The organism is Burkholderia sp. AU31624, from assembly GCF_020420065.1.
Taxonomy (GTDB): Bacteria; Pseudomonadota; Gammaproteobacteria; order Burkholderiales; family Burkholderiaceae; genus Burkholderia.
This window is the reverse complement of sequence record NZ_JAIZRT010000009.1, coordinates 194,291-215,321: the sequence shown is the minus strand read 5'-3', so window position 1 is coordinate 215,321 and position 21,031 is coordinate 194,291. Positions and strand designations below refer to the sequence as shown.

Below are 21,031 nucleotides of genomic sequence, written 5' to 3'. Positions count from 1 at the left end.
TGAAATTGCTAAATTGAAATCGCCGGGCACGTCGACGCCCGTGCCGGATGCTTAAGAATCAGTGGGTTAGCGACGTTGCGCGAGCTGGCCCGGTCCTTGCTGTTGATGGTCGTTCCTTCAGGAGGCCGTTCATGAGCAATACGCATCTTCAGAGCGCCGGCGCGAAATTCCGCGCGGCAGTCGCGGCGGAGCAGCCGCTGCAGGTGGTCGGCGCGATCACCGCCTACGCAGCCAAGATGGCGCAGGCCGTCGGCTTCAAGGCCGTGTACCTGTCGGGTGGCGGCGTCGCCGCGAACTCGCTCGGGATCCCCGACCTCGGCATCAGCACGATGGAAGACGTGCTGATCGACGCGAACCGGATCACCAACGCGACCGACCTGCCGCTGCTGGTCGACATCGATACCGGCTGGGGCGGTGCGTTCAACATCGCGCGCACCGTGCGCTCGTTCATCAAGGCCGGCGTCGCGGCCGTGCACCTGGAAGACCAGGTCGGCCAGAAGCGTTGCGGCCACCGTCCGGGCAAGGAAGTCGTGCCGATCGAGGAAATGGTCGATCGCGTCAAGGCAGCGGTCGATGCGCGCACCGACGACCAGTTCGTGATCATGGCACGCACCGACGCCGCCGCCGCCGAAGGGATCGACTCGGCGATCGAGCGCGCGGTGGCCTACGTCGAAGCCGGCGCGGACATGATTTTCCCGGAAGCGATGAAGACGCTCGACGACTACCGCCGCTTCAAGGCCGCCGTGAAGGTGCCGATCCTCGCGAACCTGACCGAATTCGGCTCGACGCCGCTGTTCACGGTCGACGAGCTGCGCGAGGCGAACGTCGATATCGCGCTGTACTGCTGCGGCGCGTATCGCGCGATGAACAAGGCCGCGCTGAACTTCTACGAGACGGTGCGCCGCGACGGTACGCAGAAGGAAGCCGTGCAGACGATGCAGACGCGTGCCGAGCTGTACGACTTCCTCGGTTATCACGAATACGAGCGCAAGCTCGACGAGCTGTTCGCGCAGGGCAAGAAGTAACGCACCCGCGCGCCGGGACACGATTCCGGACCGCGAAGCATGGGGCCGCACTAGGCGCTGAAGCGCCAAGTCCGGCCGACCGCGAAGCATGGGGCCGCACTAGGCGCTAAAGCGCCAAGTCCGGCCGACAGCCCATACCCCAGATACACATTGGAGAGCAGAAACATGAGCGAGACGAAAGACGCAGCAGCACCGGCCGCCGCAGGCGCATTCAAGCCGAAGAAGTCGGTGGCGCTGTCGGGCGTGACGGCCGGCAACACGGCGCTGTGCACGGTCGGCAAGACCGGCAACGACCTGCACTATCGCGGCTACGACATTCTCGACGTCGCCGAGTCGTGCGAATTCGAGGAAATCGCCCACCTGCTCGTGCACGGCACGCTGCCGAACCTGACCGAACTGGCCGCGTACAAGACGAAGCTGCGCGCGCTGCGCGGCCTGCCGAACGCGCTGAAGGCGGCGCTCGAGCAGATCCCGGCGTCCGCGCACCCGATGGACGTGATGCGCACGGGCGTGTCGGTGCTCGGCACCGTGCTGCCGGAGAAGGACGACCACAACCTGCCGGGCGCGCGCGACATCGCCGACCGCCTGATGGCATCGCTCGGCTCGATGCTGCTGTACTGGTATCACTTCTCGCACAATGGCAAGCGCATCGAGACGGAAACCGACGACGATTCGATCGGCGGCCACTTCCTGCACCTGCTGCACGGCAAGACGCCGTCGAAGTCGTGGGTCGAGGCGATGCACACGTCGCTGATCCTGTACGCGGAGCACGAATTCAACGCGTCGACGTTCACCGGCCGCGTGATCGCGGGCACGGGCTCGGACATCTACTCGGCGATCACCGGCGCGATCGGCGCGCTGCGCGGGCCGAAGCATGGCGGCGCGAACGAAGTCGCGTACGAGATCCAGAGCCGCTACAGCTCGCCGGACGATGCCGAAGCCGACATCCGCCGCCGCGTCGAGAACAAGGAAGTCGTGATCGGCTTCGGCCACCCGGTCTACACGATCTCCGATCCGCGCAACAAGGTGATCAAAGGCGTCGCGCACAAGCTGTCGAAGGAAGCGGGCGACCTGAAGCTGTACAACATCGCCGAGCGCCTCGAATCGGTGATGTGGGAAGCGAAGAAGATGTTCCCGAACCTCGACTGGTTCAGCGCGGTGTCGTATCACATGATGGGCGTGCCGACCGCGATGTTCACGCCGCTGTTCGTGATCTCGCGCACGTCCGGCTGGAGCGCGCACATCATCGAGCAGCGCATCGACAACAAGATCATCCGCCCGAGCGCGAACTACACCGGTCCGGAAGACCTGCAGTTCGTGCCGATCGAAAAGCGCTGACATGCCCACCGCGCACACCGGCCGCCCGCGTGACGGGGGCCGGCGTGCGCCGGACGCCATACCCGAGTTCCCCACACCATGAATACCGCCAACCGCAAACCCCTGCCCGGCACGTCGCTGGACTATTTCGACGCGCGTGCCGCGGTCGAAGCGATCGCGCCCGGCGCCTACGACACGCTGCCGTACACGTCGCGCGTGCTCGCCGAAAACCTCGTGCGCCGCTGCGATCCGGCGATCCTTGCCGATTCGCTGAAGCAGATCATCGAGCGCAAGCGCGAACGTGATTTCCCGTGGTTCCCGGCGCGCGTCGTGTGCCACGACATCCTCGGGCAGACGGCGCTCGTCGATCTCGCCGGCCTGCGCGACGCGATCGCCGACGGCGGCGGCGACCCGGCCAAGGTGAACCCGGTCGTGCCCGTGCAGCTGATCGTCGACCACTCGCTCGCGGTCGAATGCGGCGGCTTCGATCCGGACGCGTTCGCGAAGAACCGCGCGATCGAGGATCGCCGCAACGAGGATCGCTTCCACTTCATCGAGTGGACCAAGAAGGCGTTCGAGAACGTCGACGTGATCCCGCCGGGCAACGGCATCATGCACCAGATCAACCTCGAGAAGATGTCGCCGGTGATCCAGGCGCAAGACGGCGTCGCGTATCCGGACACCTGCGTCGGCACCGACAGCCACACGCCGCACGTCGACGCGCTCGGCGTGATCGCGATCGGCGTCGGCGGCCTCGAAGCCGAGAACGTGATGCTCGGCCGCGCTTCGTGGATGCGCCTGCCCGACATCGTCGGCGTCGAGCTGACCGGCAAGCGCCAGCCCGGCATCACCGCGACCGACGTCGTGCTCGCGCTGACCGAATTCCTGCGCAAGGAAAAGGTGGTCGGCGCGTACCTGGAATTCCGCGGTGAAGGCGCGGCGAGCCTCACGCTCGGCGATCGCGCGACGATCTCGAACATGGCGCCCGAATACGGCGCGACGGCCGCGATGTTCTTCATCGACGGCCAGACGACCGACTACCTGCGCCTCACCGGCCGCAGCGACGAGCAGGTGAAGCTCGTCGAGACCTACGCGAAGGCGGCGGGCCTGTGGGCCGATACGCTGAACAACGCGCAATACGAGCGTACGCTGACGTTCGACCTGTCGAGCGTCGTGCGCAACATGGCCGGCCCGTCGAACCCGCACAAGCGGCTGCCGACGTCCGATCTTGCCGCACGCGGGATCGCCGGCCAGTGGGAAGAGAAGGCGGGCGAGATGCCCGACGGCGCGGTGATCATCGCCGCGATCACGAGCTGCACGAACACCAGCAACCCGCGCAACGTGATTGCCGCGGCCCTGCTCGCCCGCAACGCGAATGCGCGCGGCCTCACGCGCAAGCCGTGGGTGAAGAGCTCGCTCGCGCCCGGCTCGAAGGCGGTCGAGCTGTACCTGGAAGAAGCGAACCTGCTGCCCGAACTCGAGAAACTCGGCTTCGGCATCGTCGCGTTCGCATGCACGACCTGCAATGGGATGTCGGGCGCGCTCGACCCGAAGATCCAGCAGGAGATCGTCGATCGCGACCTGTACGCGACGGCCGTGCTGTCCGGCAACCGCAACTTCGACGGCCGCATCCACCCGTATGCGAAGCAGGCGTTCCTCGCGTCGCCGCCGCTGGTGGTCGCGTACGCGATCGCCGGCACGATCCGCTTCGACATCGAGAAGGACGTGCTCGGCCACGACCAGAACGGCCAGCCTGTCACGCTGAAGGACATCTGGCCGACCGACGAGGAGATCGATGCGATCGTCGCGTCGAGCGTGAAGCCCGAGCAGTTCCGCAAGGTCTACGAACCGATGTTCGCGCGTAGCGCCGATGCGGGCGAGCGTGCGGCACCGCTGTACGACTGGCGTGCGCAGAGCACGTACATCCGCCGTCCGCCGTACTGGGAAGGCGCACTGGCCGGCGAGCGCACGCTGCAGGGGATGCGCCCGCTCGCGGTGCTCGGCGACAACATCACGACCGACCACCTGTCGCCGTCGAACGCGATCCTGCTGGACAGCGCGGCCGGTGAATATCTCGCGAAGATGGGCCTGCCGGAAGAGGACTTCAACTCGTACGCGACGCACCGGGGCGATCACCTGACCGCGCAGCGTGCGACCTTCGCGAACCCGACGCTGATCAACGAGATGGCGATCGTCGACGGCGCGGTGAAGAAGGGCTCGCTCGCGCGCGTCGAGCCGGACGGCAAGGTCATGCGGATGTGGGAGGCGATCGAGACGTACATGAATCGCAAGCAGCCGCTGATCGTGATCGCCGGCGCCGACTACGGCCAGGGCTCGTCGCGCGACTGGGCGGCGAAGGGCGTGCGGCTCGCGGGCGTCGAGGCGATCGCCGCCGAAGGCTTCGAGCGGATCCACCGCACGAACCTGATCGGGATGGGCGTGCTGCCGCTCGAGTTCAAGCCGGGCATGAACCGGACGACGCTCGGCATCGACGGCACCGAGACCTTCGACGTGATTGGCGAGCGCACGCCGCGCGCCGACCTGACGCTCGTGATTCGTCGCAAGAACGGTGAGCGCGTCGAGGTGCCGATGACGTGCCGGCTCGATACGGCCGAGGAAGTGTCGATCTACGAGGCGGGCGGCGTGCTGCAGCGCTTCGCGCAGGACTTCCTCGAATCGTCGCAGGCGGCTTGATCGCGTCACACAGGGATAACGCACACATGGCTCACACTCCTCAAATCAGGATTCCCGCGACCTACATGCGCGGCGGCACCAGCAAGGGCGTGTTCTTCCGGCTGCAGGACCTGCCGGACGCCGCGCAGGCGCCGGGCGCCGCGCGCGACGCGCTGCTGCTGCGCGTGATCGGCAGCCCCGATCCGTACGGCAAGCAGATCGACGGGATGGGCGGCGCGACGTCGTCCACCAGCAAGACGGTGATCGTGTCGAAGAGCGCGCGGCCCGGCCACGACGTCGACTACCTGTTCGGCCAGGTGTCGATCGACAAGGCGTTCGTCGACTGGACCGGCAACTGCGGCAACCTGTCGGCGGCGGTCGGCCCGTTCGCGATCGGCGGCGGGCTCGTCGATCCTTCGCGCGTGCCGCGCGACGGCGTCGCGACCGTGCGGATCTGGCAGGCGAACATCGGCAAGACGATCGTCGCGCATGTGCCGGTGACGAATGGCGCGGTGCAGGAGACGGGCGATTTCGAGCTGGACGGCGTCACGTTCCCGGCGGCCGAAGTGCAGCTCGAGTTCATGGACCCGGCCGCCGAGGAAGAAGGGGCGGGCGGGTCGATGTTCCCGACCGGCAACCTGATCGACGATCTCGCGGTGCCGGGCGTCGGCACGCTGAAGGCGACGATGATCAACGCGGGCATTCCGACGATCTTCGTCGAGGCGGAAGCGATCGGCTATACGGGCACCGAGCTGCAGGACGCGATCAACGGCGATGCGAAGGCGCTCGAGAAGTTCGAGACGATTCGTGCGCACGGCGCGCTGCGCATGGGCCTGATCGACACGCTCGATGAAATCGCGACGCGGCAGCACACGCCGAAGATCGCGTTCGTCGCGAAGCCGGCCGACTACGTCGCCTCGAGCGGCAAGCGCGTGAACGCGGGTGACGTCGACCTGCTGGTGCGCGCGATGTCGATGGGCAAGCTGCACCACGCGATGATGGGCACGGCGGCGGTCGCGATCGGCACGGCCGCGGCGATCCCCGGCACGCTCGTCAACCTGGCGGCGGGCGGCGGCGAACGCAACGCGGTGCGCTTCGGGCATCCGTCGGGCACGCTGCGCGTCGGCGCGGAAGCGCAGCTCGAGAACGGCGAGTGGACCGTCACCAAGGCGATCATGAGCCGCAGTGCGCGCGTGCTGATGGAAGGCTGGGTGAGGGTGCCGGGCGACGCGTTCTGAGCGTGGCCGGTTCCGGCAAGGCAGCCGGAATGCGCGCGGCTCACCCCGATCCCTGCGAAGCGGCCCCCGCGACGCAGGGATTTTTCATTTGACGCGTTGACGCCCGCGTGACGGGGGCGATCCGATGCGAGGCGTATGGCATCGGAGACCGTCGCGATACGCGACACAGACAGGAGAATCGCATGCCGCTCGATGCACCGCTTTCCGGCCTCCACATCGTCGAATTCGAAGGTCTCGGCCCCGGCCCGCTCGCGGGCTGGATGCTCGCCGGGATGGGCGCGCGGATCACGCTGATCGCGCGCCCGTCCGGCCGTACGAGCGCGCCGGACGCGTTGCAGGCCCGCGACGGCGACCTGCTGCGCGAAGGCAAGACGATCGTCGAACTCGACCTGAAGTCGCCGGCCGGCCGCGACGCCGCGCTCGACCTGATCGCGCAGGCCGATGCGCTGATCGAGGGGCTGCGGCCCGGCGTGATGGAGCGGCTCGGCCTCGGGCCCGACGATTGCGCACGCCGCAAGCCGACGCTCGTGTACGGGCGGATGACCGGCTGGGGCCAGCACGGCCCGCTCGCGGCCGCGGCCGGACACGACCTGAACTACGTCGCGCTGACGGGGCTGCTGTCGCTGTCCGCGCCACGCGACGGCCGGCCGGGATTGCCGCCGACCGTCGTCGGCGATGCGGGCGGCGCGCTCGGGCTCGCGTTCGGGATTGTCTGCGCGTTGCTCGACGTGCGCGGCGGTGGCCCCGGGCGCGTGGTCGACGGCGCGATCGTCGACATCGTGTCGATGCTCGGCTCGCTCGCGCTGTGGGCGCGCGCGAACGGGCAGCTCGACGGCGCGCAGCCGAGCCTCTTTCACGATGCGCCGTTCTACGACGTGTATCGCTGCGCGGATGGCGAATGCGTGACGATCGGCGCGCTCGAGCCGCCGTTCTATGCGCTGCTGGTCGAACGGCTCGGGCTGACCGACGTCGATCCGGCGTCGCAGTACGACCGTGCGCGCTGGCCCGCGCTGAAGGTGCGTTTCGCCGACGTGTTCGCGCAGCAGCCTTCCGCGCACTGGCGCGCGCTGCTCGAAGGCACCGATGCGTGTTTTGCGCCGGTGCTGAGCGTGGCCGATGCGGCCGCGCATCCGCACAACGCGGCGCGCGGGATCTATCGGACGGATGAGAACGGCAACGTGCGGGCGCGCGTGGCGCCGCGGTTTCTGCCGCTGGCGGGGGAGGGGGCGGAGTAGACGCGCCGGCATATCGAGGTCGTTGAGCCGGTCGCGATATGCGCTTCACTTCAAGGCTTCGGGAGTGGCTGGCGCCAGTTATGGTGCTAAATTTGGTACCGGATTAGATGCAACGCCATTCTGTAGAAGAGGGAGCCGACATGCCTCAACCCATCCTGGCCAAATTTACCGCGAGCGTTTCCGAGCTGAAGCGGAACCCGATAGGCACGGTCGCGGCGGGAAAGGGTTTCCCGGTCGCGATCCTGAGTCGCAACGAGCCCGCGTTCTATTGCATCCCGGCGAAGACGTGGGAGGCGATGGTCGAACGTCTGGAGGATATCGAAGACAACACACTGGCCGACGAGCGCGCCAATGGGAAAGTCGTCAACGTCAGGCTGAACGACCTTTGAACTTCAATTATTCGAACCTGCGCTGAAGGAGCTGACGAAGCTCGATCGCACCGTTCGCGACCAGTTCAAATCCCGGCTCGCAGAGCGGCTCGAGAATCCTCGAATACCGTCCGCAAAGCTGCAGGGTCATCCGGACCGCTACAAGATCAAGCTGCGCAGCATCGGTTATCGGCTCGTGTACGAAGTGCGCGATTCGGAAGTGCTCGTACTGGTCGTGGCGGTCGGTCGACGCGAGCGCGATGCGGTCTATCTTGCCGCGATGAAGCGTTAGATCCCGATGCGCCGCATGGGGAGCGGCTAGCTTGTCCGCATGTCTGACCGCTCGGCTCGACTACGCGCTCATCGTCTTCTGGAAGGACGGGCGATCTTTCAAGTGCGGAGAACCGCTCACGCCGTTTCCTCCGGCGCATCCGGCATCTTGCCGTCGCCGACGCGGTTGATCGTGCCCTGCGCGATCGCGACGAGCCGCTCGTGGTCGCCGTCGATGACGAACACATGACACTGGCAGGTCGCCTGGTGCCGCCCCGCGTAGACGAGCTTCGCGCGGGCGACGAGCGTGCCGTTCACGGCCGGCCGCAGGTAATTGATCTTGTATTCGGCGGTGATCACGCGCGGGCCGAGCACGAGCGCGCCGGCGAACGTCAGCGCGTTGTCCGCGAGGTAGCTGATGACGCCGCCGTGCACGAAACCGTGCTGCTGCCGCAGTTCCTCACGCACGGGCAGGCACAGCGACACTTCGTTGTCGCCGATATGCATCAGCTCCGTGCCCAGCAGCATGCTGAACGGTTGCGCGCGCAATGCGCCGCGCGCGTGGTCCGTGATGTCGGTCATCGACTTTCCTCGAAATGAGTGCCCGCTTGCGCTGAACTCTAGGAAGGGGGATGCCGATAAGCAAGGAAATTCGTCCGCCTTTCGCGCAATTTCCAGCGTGATGCGACGCGATTATTGCGTCGAATGCCGTAGATTTCCCTGTTTGCGGGGGATTCCGCTGGAATGCGCGGACAACGTGAATTTCGTTGCCGTCCGCACCTAAAGTCCGACGAAGAAATGCCGCTAATGCCGGGGCATTGCCTCATCGTCCGCTTTCCAGGAATCTCCCCCATGTTCGGAAAAATCAAGCTCGCGTCGGGTCTGCTCGGCGTGTTGACCGTGTTTTGCGTCTTCCTGTTCGCGATCGAGGCGCTCGGCTTCTGGGCGCTCAAGTCGACGCGCAGCGGCGTCGACGATTTGTCGAACGTCGCGATCACGCAGGTCGAGGCGGCCAGCCAGGCGACCCAGCAGCTGCTCGACGCGCGCATCAACCTGTCGCGCGCCGGCACGCGGATGGTGCGCGGCGGCCCGAAGCCGGAAGACATCATCCGCCATGCCGGCGCGTCGCTCGCGGAAGCGGACAAGGCGTTCGCCGCGCTGACGGCCGCGCAGCCGGTCGACGATGCCAACCGCGCGCGCGTCGCGGCGCTCACCGAGCGCTATCGCGCGCTGCGCGGCGCGCTCGGCGAACTCGTGCAGTTCCTCGACGCCGACAACATCCAGGCTTTCCTCGACCAGCCGACGCAGAGCATCCAGGACGCCTATATCGCCGAGTTGCGCCGCTTCACCGACTACGGCGGCGCATCGAGCCGCACGGCGCTCGACACCATCGACGGCGGCATGCTCTGGTTCAAGTCGGTCGGCATCGTGCTGCTGGTGGCGATGCTCGTGGCGAGCGCGGCGATCTACGCGGCCGCGCGGCGCGCGGTCGTCGCGCCGCTGGAAGAAGCCGGCCGCCATTTCGAGCGGATCGCGCAGGGCCGGCTCGATGAGGTCGTGCGGGCAGGGGGCGTGTTCGAGATCGACCGGATGCTGCGCGGCCTCGCCACGATGCAGACGAGCATCGCGGGCACCGTGCGCACGGTGCGCCAGGCGTCCGACGCGATCCACCTCGGCGCGGGCGAGATCGCGGGCGGCAACGCCGACCTGTCGGCGCGCACCGGCACGCAGGCCGCGTCGCTCGAGGAAACGGCCGCGAGCATGGAGGAGCTGACGGCGACCGTCCGGCAGAACACCGACAGCGCGCGTGCGGCGAGCGCGCTGGCCGACGCGGCGCTCGAGGCGACGAGCCACGGCGGCGGCGTGGTCGACAGCGTGATCGACCGGATGCGCGGCATCGCGCAGAGCTCGGGGCGGATCGCGGAGATCATCTCCGTGATCGACGGCATCGCGTTCCAGACCAACATCCTTGCGCTGAACGCGGCCGTGGAAGCCGCCCGTGCAGGCGAACAGGGGCGCGGCTTCGCGGTCGTCGCGGGTGAGGTGCGCTCGCTCGCGCAGCGCAGCGCGCAATCGGCGAAGGAGATCAAGGCGCTGATCGAGGATTCGGTCGCGCAGATCAACGGCGGCGCGGAGCTCGTCGAGCGCGCTGGCGATGCGATGCGGACGGTGTCGGCGTCGATCACGCGCGTCGTGCAGACGATGTCCGAGATCACCGCGGCGTCGGTCGAGCAGAGCGTCGGGATCGAGCAGGTAAACCAGGCCGTCACGCAGATGGATCAGCTCACGCAGCAGAACGCGGCGCTGGTGGAGGAGGTCGCGGCGGCGGCCGCGTCGCTGAACGACCAGACCGCGCACCTGATGCAGGCGGTGTCGGTGTTCGAACTGGGCGACGGCCGCGCCGCACGCGGCGAGCACGCGGCGCCGTCGTTCGACGACGCGGGTTACGCGCCGGCCGGCAGCGCCGCGTAGGCGGTCTCGAGGTGGTAGGGCGTCGTCGACGGCATGTCGGCGCGCGCCACCTGCCCGTCCGCCGTCTTGCACTCGAACCAGCCGCGCGGATGCAGGAAGCGCGCGGCGAAGCGTTCGATCTGCCGCGCGAGCGGCGCGGAGGCCGGCGTGCCGCCGTGCGTCGCGAGCGCGCGCAGGTACTCGGTCTGCGCCCAGATCCGCTGCGTGCCGTCGATGCACGCGCCTTGCGCGTCGAGCGCCGCGCAGACGCCGCCCGTCTGCGGATCGACGCCGTATTGCTCCGCGAACACGAATGCGCGCGCCAGCGCGCCGGGGAGCCCGGTCTGCGCGAGCCGCGCGCCGGCCGCATCGACCAGATAGAACCACTCGAACTGATGGCCGGGCTCGAACCGGTTGTCGGCCGCGCCGAGCGGCAGCTCCGCCACGCAGCCGGTTGCCGCATCGACGAACGTGCGCTCGACGGCCTGCGCGGTGCGCGCGAGCGCGTCGTCGAACGCCGCGTCGCCGAATGCGGCCGCCGCCGCGAGCCACGCTTCGGTCAGGTGCATCAGCGGATTCTGCAGCGCCCCGCTGCCGGATGACGAGAAATCGGCGTGGCGCGCCGCGTCGAGCAGCGCGTCGCCGCGGTGCGGCGCGAAGCGGTCCTGAATCAGCGCGGCGGTCTCTTCGGCTGCCTGGCGTGCGGCGGCGTCGCCCGACACCGCATACCACGCGGCGCACGCGAACACGATGAAGGCGTGCGTGTAGAGATCCTTGGTCGTGTCGAGCGGGGCGCCCTGCGCGTCCACGCTGTAGTGCCAGCCGCCGTGGCGCGGATCGCGAAAGTGGCGGCCCAGCGCGTCGAACAGCGTGGCCGCGTGCGTGGTGTCGCCGGCCTGCGCGAACACGAACAGTTGCCGGGCGCAGGCCATGGCGCGATAACGGGTCACGGGCAGCGGCGCGTGGGTGGCCGGATCGACGGCTTCGAACGGCAACTGTAATGTCTGGTCGAACCCTGAACCCCGCCAGATCGGCAAGACGACGTGCGCGAAATGGTGGCGCAGCTGGGCGGCCTGGGCGGAAGCGGAGTCGGAAACGGACATGACGGGGTTGAGCGCTGGGTTCGAAACGTGTCGGCGCGGCCCGGAGGATCGGCGCGACCGGGGCCAAGGATAAAACATTCCGCACGGCCGGCACCAGAAAAGGAGATAAATCGCATGCTGAGCAATCTGGAACTCGTGATGCGGCTCGTCCTCGCGGCGGCGCTGGGCAGCGTCATCGGCTTCGAGCGCGAGCGTCTGTCGTGGGCGGCCGGCCTGCGGACGCACATGCTCGTCTGCGTCGGTTCGACGCTGATCATGATCGTATCGGCGTTCGGGTTCGCCGACGTGCTCGGCAGCAGCGAGCACATCGTGCTCGACCCGTCGCGGATCGCCGCGCAGGTCGTGTCGGGCATCGGCTTCCTCGGCGCGGGCTCGATCCTGCTGCGCGGCGAGATCGTGCGCGGGCTGACGACGGCCGCGAGCCTGTGGTCGGTCGCCGCGATCGGCCTCGCGGTGGGCGGCGGGCTCTACGTCGCATCGATTTCGGCGACGATCATCATCCTGATCATCCTGGCCGGCATCAAGCCGCTGGAGCGGCGCTACTTCACGGTGCGCCAGCGGCGCCAGCTCGCGCTGACGGTCGTGGGCGGCACGCTGAACTTCGATTCGCTGCACGCGGCGCTTGGCCCGGACAGTGCGCGCGTGAAGCAGTTCATCGTGCAGCGCGCCGACGACACGGGCGAGCATGACGAGGTGCGCATCGCGCTTGCGCGGGTGTCGGCACTCGAATACCAGGCGATCTGCGACAAGCTGCGCGCGCTGAAGGGCGTCACGCGTTTCGAAGAGGGCAATGGGTTGTCGGGCGACGAATAGGCGGAATCGGCGATGGGGCATGCGACAATGGCCGACCACCGATTCCGTTCGACATCCGGTTCCGCGCTTGCGGGCCCCGCCATCCGATTTCCATGACCGAATCCGTTTCCTCGCCTCGCTCCCGTTCCCGTTCCAATCGTTCGTCGGCCCGTTCGCGCCCGCGCTCGGCTGCTGCCGCGGGCAGTACGTCAGCAAGGGCGACGGTGCGGTCCGGCAGTGCGCCGGCCGGCGACGCGTCGCGCGACGAACGGACGTTCGACCTGTTCGGCGATCCGGTGCTCGAGCCGGGTGAGCGTGTGCCGGCTACGGCGCGTGACGAAGCGGGCGCGCAAGCCGAGGCTGCGGTCGATGTCGCGGACGATGTGGCGTCCGGGCGGCAGACTGCGCTGGACGGGTTCAGTGCGCCGGATGGGGTGGCCGCAGCAGGACATGTGGAAGCAGCGGAAGGTGCGGTGACGCCTGGAGACGCGACGGTGGCGCATGGCGTTTCGTCGCCTGAAGGTGGTGGTGACGCAAACGTCGACGTCGTACCGGCTTCTGGCGCGGCTGGGATGAAGGCGGTCGATATTCCCCTGGCCGATGGCGTCGCATCGAAGGCCGCCGATGGGCCTGCGAGCGATGGCGCCGCAACGGTGGTGACCAAGTTGCAAGCAACCGATGGTGCTGCGGCGAAGGCGACCGGGTCTCAAGCGGCTGATGGTGAAGTTGAGAAGGCTGTTGTTGCTGCTGCCGCCGTTAAATCCCGCGAAGGGCGGTCCTCCGGTGGTGCCGTGAAGGAACGCCGTGCGTCGTCGGGCGGCAAACGCCGGGCGGCTGCCGGTGCAAGCGACGCGACAACGGAGCAATCCGCGCCGGTCGTGACGAGCGTTGGCACGGTGCCGGAAGCGACCGCGGTGAGCGCGGCGCCGGACGCGGTGTCGACGGTCGAGCCCCAGACGTCGGTGCAGCCGGCCAAGCCGGTGACTGCCGCGAACACGGCGAACACGGCCAACACGGCCAACACGGCCAACACGGCCAACACGGCCAACACGGCCAACACGGCCAACACGGCCAACACGGCCAACACGGCCAACACGGCCAACACGGCCAACACGGCCAACGCCGCGAAGGCCCATGACGCCGCGCCGCGGGTCGACGCCACCGTATCCCCCGTTACGCAGCCGCTGGCTTCCGCTGCCTCCTTTGTCACGAAGCCGTCGGCGGAGCGCACGCAACCGGCCGCGCCGGCCTTCGATCCGGATACGCACCTGCGCCCGCTGACCGACCGGCTGGCCGTCCTGCAGGCCGATGTGGATGGCCTGACGCGCACGGCCGATCGCGAGATGCGCCGCGTCAACCGCCTGCTGCTGGCGTTGGCCGTCGTCGTGCTGGCCGGGCTCGTCGCGCTGGTGATGCAGACGCGGCAGATCGCGCACCTGAAGCAGGACGTCGCCACGAAGCAGCAGCGGATCGATCGCCTCGCGGCCGATCTGTCGACACAGCAGGCAACGCTGATGACGCTCGAGGAGCATCACGAGGCGCTTCTGTCGCAAGTCGACCGGCTTCAGCGCAACGCGAACCGCGAGGCGGCCGTCGCGAAGCGTGCTCGCCGCACGCGTTAATCGTTTCGACCCTATCCCGGCAGCCCGACGGAGCAAGGATCGCCGCTATGTATCGGCGATCCGCCGTCGCCCGGCTGCGGCAAACTGATGCGGTGCGCTGGCAGAGTTAAGGGAAAACCCTTAGAATGGAGTCCATCCAAGGGAAAACCCTAGCCACATCTGTCAGGAGTCTCACATGAGCTTCATCCTCGCCCTGCTGCAAAAGATCGACGACCTTTTTGTGTCCCCGCACCTGCCGCTCGACGCCGAATACTCGTACGCTGCGCGTCGTGCCGAAGCCGAGCGTGTGCGTCGTGCGCACCTTGTTCCGATCGTCCTGTACCGTCGCTGATTCGCTGCCAGCGCGGCGCCTGCCGCACCTGCCTGTCCGCTTTCCGCCGCTGCATCGCGCGCCGGCGCGACCGTCCCGCTACACTGGAAGTCCGATTCCGTACACGGTGACCGGGCCATGCTGCAGATGCGGCCGATGACGGCCAGCGAATTCCACGCGTACCGCACGCGAGCCATCGACGGCTACGCGAGCGATCTCGTTTCATCCGGACAAAATGCGGTCGAAGACGCGGCCAGCCGGGCGCGCGCCTGTTTCGACACGCTGCTGCCGGACGGCCTGCGTACCTCCGGCCAGACCCTCGTCGTGCTCATCGACGGCGCCAGCGGCGACACGGTGGGCGACCTCTGGTACGCGATCGTGCCTGAAGGGCCGAACCGCACGCTGTTCATCTACGACCTCGACATCGCCCCGTCCCGGCGCCGCCAGGGCTGGGCCACGCGTACGCTCGAGGCGCTCGATGCCGAGGCACGCCGGTACGGCGTCACCGAGATCGGGCTGTCGGTGTTCAATCACAACGCGGCAGCCCGCGCGCTGTATCGTGCGTGCGGCTTCGCGCCGATCACGACGACCTTGATCAAGCCAGTCATTTCGGACTGAAGCCACCGGCCGGCGCCGCGTCGTCGTGTGCTGGCGGTTCGCCCCGCCGCGATCGGCCAATGCTGGCCGACCTCACGATCCTTCCTGTTCGCCAAGCGCCAAGCGCCAAGCGCCAAGCGCCAAGCGCCAAGCGCCAAGCGCCAAGCGCCAAGCGCCAAGCGCCAAGCGCCGAACGGCCATCCGGCCGTTCGGCACACGTCACCGGCACACGTCACCGGCACACGTCACCGGCACACGTCACCGGCACACGTCACCGGCACACGTCACCGGCACACGTCACCGGCACACGTCACCAGCGCACGCCACCGCCACACATCACCGCGCGCGCCCCTTCCATCTCCGCAACAGCAACGCGTTGGTCACGACGCTGACGCTCGAGAACGCCATCGCCGCGCCCGCGATCACCGGGTTCAGCCAGCCGAGCGCCGCGAGCGGCACGCCGACCAGGTTGTAGACGAACGCCCAGAACAGGTTCTGCTGGATCTTCCGGTACGTGCGTCGGGAGATGTCGATCGCGTCGGCGACGAGCGCCGGGTCGCCGCGCATCAGCGTGATGCCGGCCGTATGCATCGCGACGTCCGTACCGGTCGCCATCGCGATGCCGACATCGGCCGCGGCGAGCGCGGGCGCATCGTTGATCCCGTCGCCGACCATCGCGACGATCCCGCCGTGCGTGCGCTTCAGCTCGGCGACGACGCGCGCCTTGTCGTCGGGCAGCACCTGCGCATGCACCTCGGCGATCCCGAGCGACGCCGCGACGGCGGCCGCGCTGCCGCGGTTGTCGCCCGTCACGAGTACGCTCGCGACGCCGCGCGCCGACAGCGCCGCGATCGCGTCGCGGGCGCCCGGCTTCACGGTGTCGCCGAAAGCGATCAGCGCGAGCAACGCGCGCGGCGCGTCGGCGCGCATCAGCCACGAGATCGTGTTGCCCGCGCGCTCGAGCTCCGCCGCGCGGGCGTCGAGCGCGGGCGGCACCGCGATGCCGAGCTCGTCGCGCCAGCGCGTGCTGCCGAGCGCGAGCAACTGTCCGCCGACGCGTGCTTCCACGCCGCGTCCGGCCACCGCGCGCGCATCGGCGGCGATGGGCGACGGTACCGCACCGCCGCGTGCGGCCAGTCCGGCATCGTGCGCGGCGACCACGGCGCGCGCGAGCGGATGGTCGCTCTGGCGCTGCACCGCCGCCGCGAGCGCAAGCGCTTCGTCATGCGGCACGTCGATCGCGTCGAACGCGGTCACGGACGGCTTGCCTTCGGTCAGCGTACCGGTCTTGTCGAACGCGATCACGGTCGTGCGCTGCGCGAGTTCGAGCGCCTGCGCATCCTTGATCAGCACGCCGTGCCGGGCCGCGACGCCCGTGCCGGCCATGATCGCGGCGGGCGTCGCGAGGCCGAGCGCGCACGGGCACGCGATGACCAGTACCGCGACCGCGTTGAGGATCGCGGTTTCGGTGCCGGCGCCGGCGATCAGCCAGCCGACCAGCGTCAGCAACGCGATGCCGAGGATCGCCGGCACGAACACCTCGCTCACGCGATCGACGAGCCGCTGGATCGGCGCCTTCTCGGCCTGCGCGGATTCGACGAGGCGGATGATGCGTGCGAGCGTCGTCTCCGCGCCGATCGCGGTGGTTTCGACGACGAGCGCGCCTTCGCCGTTGATCGAGCCGGCCGTGACGGGGTCGCCGTCGTCCTTCGGCACGGGCAGGCTTTCACCGGTGATCAGCGATTCGTCGATGTGCGAGCGGCCCGACACGATCCGGCCGTCGACCGGCACGCGCTCGCCGGGACGGATGCTGACGCGGGTGCCGACGCGGACCTGCGCCAGCGGCACGTCGCGCTCGACGCCGTGCTCGACGACGCGCGCGCGGTCGGGACGCAGCGCGTTCAGCGCGCGGATCGCGTCGGTGGTCTGGCGCTTCGCGCGCGACTCGAGCCACTTGCCGAAGCGCACCAGCGTGACGATGACGGCCGACGCCTCGAAATACAGGTGGCCGGGATGCAGGGGGGCGCGCAGCAGCATCCACAGGCTCAGCCCGTACGCGGCCGACGTGCCGAGCGCGACGAGCAGGTCCATGTTGCCGGTGCGCGCCTTCACCGCATGCCAGGCCGCGCGGTAGAAGCGCGCGCCGTAGCCGAACTGGACGATCGACGCGAGCATGAGCTGGAGCCAGCCGGGCAGCATCAGGTCGATGCCGAACGGCGCGACGAGCATCGGTGCGACAAGGGGCGCGCTCAGCACGGCGGACCAGATCACGAGATCGCGTTCGCGAATCGCTTCGAGGTGCTTGCGGGTGTCCGGGTCTTGCGCGGGGCTGCCCGGTTGCGCGTCAGCCCCGGCGGTGGCGCCGGCCGATGATGCGGCGGAGAGCGACGCGCGGTAGCCGGCCGTGGTGACGGCCGCGATCAACGTCGCGGCGTCGAGCGCGCCGGCGCCGTGCACCGACGCACGCTCGGTCGCGAGGTTGACGGAAGCGCGTGCGACGCCCGGCACGGCGGCCAACGCCTTTTCGACGCGGCCGGCGCAGGATGCGCAGGTCATCCCGCCGATGTCGAGTTCGAGATCGGCGGGGGCGATGGAGGCTGCCGGCGGGATCGCGGCGCCGGCCACCGGTGTCGCGCCATAGCCGGCTTGTTTCACGGCTTCGGCGAGTTGTACGGCGGTCACATCGGGCGCGGCGTCGATGGTGGCCCGTTCGGTCGCGAGATTGACCGACGCGCGCGTGACGCCCGGCACCTTCGCCAGCGCCTTTTCGACGCGCGACACGCAGGACGCGCACGTCATCCCGCCGACCTCGAGTTCGATGCTGGCGGGCGCGGCAGGCAGCGAAGGCGCGAACGCGGCGACGCCGGCCTCCGTTACCGTCGGCGTCGCGCCGTAGCCGGCCTGCTTCACGGTGTCCACCAGTTGCACGGCGGAAACGTTCGCCGCGGCATCGACGGTGGCGCGCTCGGTCGCGAGGTTGACCGACGCGCGCGTGACGCCCGGCACCTTCGCCAGCGCCTTTTCGACGCGCGACACGCACGATGCGCAGGTCATCCCGTCGATCTCGAGTTCGATGGTGGTGCTGTCGGCCGGAAGCGGGTGGCGGGGCGTGGAAGCGGCTGCGGCCATCGGCGCGGGTGAGGCTTCGACAGGATGGGCATGCGGCGTCGCGGCGTCTTCGACCAGCGGGTCGCGCACGGCGGCGCGGTAGCCGGCTGCGTCGACCGCCTCGACGAGTTGCGCGGCGTCGACCGTATCGTGCGCAGTCACCGTCGCCGTGTGCGTGGCGAGGTCGACCGCCGCCTCGACGACGCCCGACACCGCGGCCAGCGCCCGTTGCACGCGGCCCGTACAGCCGCCGCAATGCATGCCGTCGATGCTCAGCTCGATCGTATGCAGCGCTGCGGAGGCAAGTGGTTCAGTCATGTCGGATTCCCTGAATGCGCGGCTCATGCCGCCAATGATCCCAGTATCAACATTCCCACGATGGTAAGGTCAAGCGGTGGATGATGCATGCGATGCAAGGCGGGTGGATCGGCTCAAGGCCATCCCTGATCACAGGGTGCCACGACCCGGAAAAAGCGAACGCCCGGCTTCCACGAGGACGGCCGGGCGTCACGTGCTGCACGCAATCGAACGGTTACGCGCAGAGCTTGGCGCTGGCGAGACGGTTCAGGCTGACGCCCTGTTCGGCGGCCTGGATCACCAGCGCACGGTGAGCTTGCGGCGGGATGCGGACCTTGAATTCACCGCTATAGGTGCGGTCGGCGATCGGTTCGGGCACCTTTTCGCCGTTCGCGGTCATGTCGCGCACGACATCGGCAACGAGCCGGCGGATGCCGGCGAGCGCGCCTTCCGGCGTCGCGTCGAGCCACGAAAGAGACGGGAACTCCGCGCACAGGCCGACGTGCTCCCCGTCCTCCGGGGACCACGTTACGCGGTACGTAAAGTGGTCTTGAGTCATGATTTCTGTTCCTTCAGTCGGTCGATCGCGTCGAGAACCTGCCGCACCTGATAGGCCTTGGCTTTCCCGCGATCGTTCTGGATATTCACTCGAGGATCGCCTTGCCACGGTGTCTTGAAAATGGCGTGGCTCGAACCGGATTGGCGGGCCTGGCCGAAGTGTGCCTCGCAGACCTTGAACAGATCGCCGAATCGCACATTCGCGGGCTCGCGCCTCATTTGTTCGAGGATCTTCCAATCGCTTGCCATGCTGAATGGTGTCAATAGTGACACCATCTGTCAATCCAGATGGCAACTCAATCGCTACTGAGACCGATCCGAAGTCGGCCGACATCGCCTCGATGCCGCCCCAATTTTCCTGGAGATCCGGCGAAACATTTGGGACTGGTCAGCCCGCGGATACGCGCCACCCGCTAATCGGCATATTGGGGGATGCCCTGAGGCGCTATGATACCGGCCTGACATCAGCGCCCACCGTTATGAACCGTAGCGAGACGGTTGTCCGGGCAGGCTGGGGTGCCTTGCTTTCGCCATTCGCAAGTCGAACAAGGCGTTGACTGAAAAGAACGATATTCGGCCAGTAATCGATGATTGAAAACCAGCAGGAATCAGTTTCTCTGCGGCGCGCGTGCGCGTCGCTCGCCATCATGGCGTTGCTAGCGGGGTGCGCGTCGCAACCGGACGCCATCCAGCGGAAAACCGGCTGGATGCGCGCGGAAGTCGCCGACTCCTACGTCTACGCGTATCCGCTCGTGCTGATGGACGTCGCGAAGGAAGCGGCGACGGGCGGCGACGGCGCGCAACCGGGGCAGGCGCCGCTCAACACGCTGCGCCATGCGCAGGCGCTGCCGCCCGTCGGCGCGGTCAACCCGCCGCTGCCGGGCGTCGACACGCTCGACTCGACCGGCTGGCTCGACGTCGCGACCGAACCCGTGATCGTCACGTTGCCCGACACGCGCGGCCGCTACTGGGATGCGCGCGCACTCGACATGTGGACGAACGTGCTGTGGTCGTCGTCGAGCGTGGCCGCACGCGGGGCACGCGGCGGCGCGCGATCGCAAACGATTGCCTTCGCCGCGAAGGACTGGCAGGGCACGCTGCCGAAGGGCGCGGTCCGGATCGACGTCCCGTCGGCCAATGCGTGGCTCGAAGTCCGGCTGCAGACGAGCGGCGGGCGCGACCTCACGAACGTGAAGAAACTGCAGCGCGCGATCCGCGTGGTGCCGCTGTCCGTCTACACGGGCGCGGCGCGCGGCGCGTCGGTCGCGGTGCATGCGGGCAGCGCACCGTCCGAAGCGGTGGGCGGCGGCACGCCGGCCGAGCAGGTGGCCGCACTCGATCCGAAGGCGTTCTTCACGCGCTTCGCGCAGGCGCTGCAGGACAACCCGGCGCCGGCCGACGATGCGCACGCACAGGCACTGCTCGGCGACATCGGCGTGTCGGCCGGCTATCCGGTGCTGTGGACGGGCGACCGCCTCGCGGCCGCGACGGCCGGCGTCGCCGAGGCGCGCGCGCGGCTCTCGACCCCGCCGTCGAACCTGCTGAACGCGAACGGCTGGAGCTGGATCGGCGATACGGCCGGCAAGTACGGCCAGGACTACACGCTGCGCGCGTACGCGGCCTACACGCAGTTCGGCACCGCGACGCGCGACGACGAAACGCTCGCGGTCGTCCGCGTCGACAGCGACGGGCATCCGCTGAACGGCGCGAACCGCTACGTGCTGCATTTCGCGCCGGGCGCGCTGCCGCCGGTGCGTGCGTTCTGGACGCTGACGCCCTATTCGACCAACGGCGCGCTGCCCGACGTCGGGTCGGCGCGCCGTTCGCTCGGCGATCGCGACCGCCTGCGCCGCAACCACGACGGCTCGATCGACATCGTCGTGTCGGCGTCGCCGGGCGGCACGCAGGCGGCCAACTGGCTGCCGGCGCCGCGCGCCGATTTCGCACTCGCGCTGCGCCTGTACGCGCCGAAGCCGCAGGCGAGCGACGGGTCGTGGATGCCGCCCGTCGTCGTCCGGAAATGAACGGATGACCGGCGGCGCTGTCCGACCGGCGGGCGCGACGGCG

At 68.6% G+C, this 21,031-nt stretch carries 18 protein-coding genes; 13 read left to right on the top strand and 5 right to left on the bottom strand.

Annotation, left to right across the window (positions count from 1 at the left end; all coding sequences use genetic code 11):
* Window positions 1–131: 131 nt before the first annotated feature.
* The 7 genes from prpB (at window position 132) to LGM89_RS29805 (ending at window position 8,148) form a co-directional block, all read left to right on the top strand.
* A complete protein-coding gene (prpB, locus tag LGM89_RS29835) occupies window positions 132–1,025 on the top strand; it encodes a methylisocitrate lyase (RefSeq protein WP_039349639.1) in 894 nt (297 codons plus the stop codon).
* A gap of 165 nt (window positions 1,026–1,190) precedes the next feature.
* Window positions 1,191–2,363 carry a 2-methylcitrate synthase gene (prpC, locus tag LGM89_RS29830; protein WP_031400290.1) on the top strand — a complete coding sequence of 391 codons (1,173 nt, stop codon included), beginning with the start codon at window positions 1,191–1,193 and terminating at the stop codon, window positions 2,361–2,363.
* A 78-nt stretch (window positions 2,364–2,441) separates the two neighbouring features.
* Complete coding sequence (gene acnD, locus LGM89_RS29825) at window positions 2,442–5,036, top strand: Fe/S-dependent 2-methylisocitrate dehydratase AcnD (protein WP_226274824.1); 2,595 nt, start codon at window positions 2,442–2,444, stop codon at window positions 5,034–5,036.
* Between the two features lie 26 nt (window positions 5,037–5,062).
* Window positions 5,063–6,253 (top strand): 2-methylaconitate cis-trans isomerase PrpF, encoded by a 1,191-nt coding sequence (gene prpF, locus LGM89_RS29820; protein ID WP_089496028.1) that lies wholly within the window; start codon window positions 5,063–5,065, stop codon window positions 6,251–6,253.
* A gap of 182 nt (window positions 6,254–6,435) precedes the next feature.
* Window positions 6,436–7,488, top strand: a complete 1,053-nt coding sequence (locus tag LGM89_RS29815) for a CaiB/BaiF CoA transferase family protein (protein ID WP_226274823.1) — start codon at window positions 6,436–6,438, stop codon at window positions 7,486–7,488.
* A gap of 140 nt (window positions 7,489–7,628) precedes the next feature.
* Window positions 7,629–7,877: a type II toxin-antitoxin system Phd/YefM family antitoxin gene (locus tag LGM89_RS29810; RefSeq protein ID WP_226274822.1), complete on the top strand. Its 249-nt coding sequence runs from the start codon at window positions 7,629–7,631 to the stop codon at window positions 7,875–7,877.
* A gap of 22 nt (window positions 7,878–7,899) precedes the next feature.
* Window positions 7,900–8,148, top strand: a complete 249-nt coding sequence (locus tag LGM89_RS29805) for a type II toxin-antitoxin system RelE family toxin (protein WP_226274898.1) — start codon at window positions 7,900–7,902, stop codon at window positions 8,146–8,148.
* A 116-nt stretch (window positions 8,149–8,264) separates the two neighbouring features.
* On the opposite strand, the gene LGM89_RS29800 is transcribed toward LGM89_RS29805, so the two are convergent.
* Window positions 8,265–8,708, bottom strand: a complete 444-nt coding sequence (locus tag LGM89_RS29800) for a PaaI family thioesterase (RefSeq protein WP_011353771.1) — start codon at window positions 8,706–8,708, stop codon at window positions 8,265–8,267.
* A gap of 270 nt (window positions 8,709–8,978) precedes the next feature.
* Between LGM89_RS29800 and LGM89_RS29795 the strand changes: the two genes are divergently transcribed.
* Window positions 8,979–10,598 carry a methyl-accepting chemotaxis protein gene (locus LGM89_RS29795; protein WP_226274821.1) on the top strand — a complete coding sequence of 540 codons (1,620 nt, stop codon included), beginning with the start codon at window positions 8,979–8,981 and terminating at the stop codon, window positions 10,596–10,598.
* On the opposite strand, the gene LGM89_RS29790 is transcribed toward LGM89_RS29795, so the two are convergent.
* On the bottom strand, window positions 10,571–11,680 hold the full coding sequence (locus LGM89_RS29790) for an AGE family epimerase/isomerase (RefSeq protein WP_226274820.1): 1,110 nt from the start codon (window positions 11,678–11,680) through the stop codon (window positions 10,571–10,573). The genes LGM89_RS29795 and LGM89_RS29790 overlap by 28 nt on opposite strands.
* 114 nt (window positions 11,681–11,794) lie before the next feature.
* Between LGM89_RS29790 and LGM89_RS29785 the strand changes: the two genes are divergently transcribed.
* The 4 genes from LGM89_RS29785 (at window position 11,795) to LGM89_RS29770 (ending at window position 15,022) form a co-directional block, all read left to right on the top strand.
* Window positions 11,795–12,493: an MgtC/SapB family protein gene (locus LGM89_RS29785; RefSeq protein WP_226274819.1), complete on the top strand. Its 699-nt coding sequence runs from the start codon at window positions 11,795–11,797 to the stop codon at window positions 12,491–12,493.
* 92 nt (window positions 12,494–12,585) lie between these two features.
* Window positions 12,586–14,094 carry a flagellar hook-length control protein FliK gene (locus LGM89_RS29780; protein WP_226274818.1) on the top strand — a complete coding sequence of 503 codons (1,509 nt, stop codon included), beginning with the start codon at window positions 12,586–12,588 and terminating at the stop codon, window positions 14,092–14,094.
* A 175-nt stretch (window positions 14,095–14,269) separates the two neighbouring features.
* Entirely contained in the window at window positions 14,270–14,425 is a 156-nt protein-coding gene (locus tag LGM89_RS29775; RefSeq protein WP_006481665.1) for a hypothetical protein, read from the top strand.
* 117 nt (window positions 14,426–14,542) lie between these two features.
* Entirely contained in the window at window positions 14,543–15,022 is a 480-nt protein-coding gene (locus LGM89_RS29770) for a GNAT family N-acetyltransferase (protein WP_226274817.1), read from the top strand.
* 315 nt (window positions 15,023–15,337) lie between these two features.
* Here LGM89_RS29770 and LGM89_RS29765 read toward each other — a convergent pair whose 3' ends face one another.
* From LGM89_RS29765 to LGM89_RS29755, 3 genes are all read right to left on the bottom strand, one after another.
* Entirely contained in the window at window positions 15,338–18,427 is a 3,090-nt protein-coding gene (locus LGM89_RS29765; RefSeq protein ID WP_226274816.1) for a heavy metal translocating P-type ATPase, read from the bottom strand.
* A gap of 214 nt (window positions 18,428–18,641) precedes the next feature.
* Window positions 18,642–18,965 (bottom strand): type II toxin-antitoxin system HicB family antitoxin, encoded by a 324-nt coding sequence (locus LGM89_RS29760; protein ID WP_060074480.1) that lies wholly within the window; start codon window positions 18,963–18,965, stop codon window positions 18,642–18,644.
* A complete protein-coding gene (locus LGM89_RS29755) occupies window positions 18,962–19,240 on the bottom strand; it encodes a toxin HicA (protein WP_206124945.1) in 279 nt (92 codons plus the stop codon). The genes LGM89_RS29760 and LGM89_RS29755 overlap by 4 nt, the downstream gene beginning before the upstream one ends.
* Before the next feature lie 311 nt (window positions 19,241–19,551).
* Here LGM89_RS29755 and LGM89_RS29750 point away from each other — a divergent pair, with 311 nt between their 5' ends.
* Window positions 19,552–20,988 (top strand): DUF1254 domain-containing protein, encoded by a 1,437-nt coding sequence (locus tag LGM89_RS29750; protein ID WP_089496037.1) that lies wholly within the window; start codon window positions 19,552–19,554, stop codon window positions 20,986–20,988.
* Window positions 20,989–21,031: the final 43 nt, after the last annotated feature.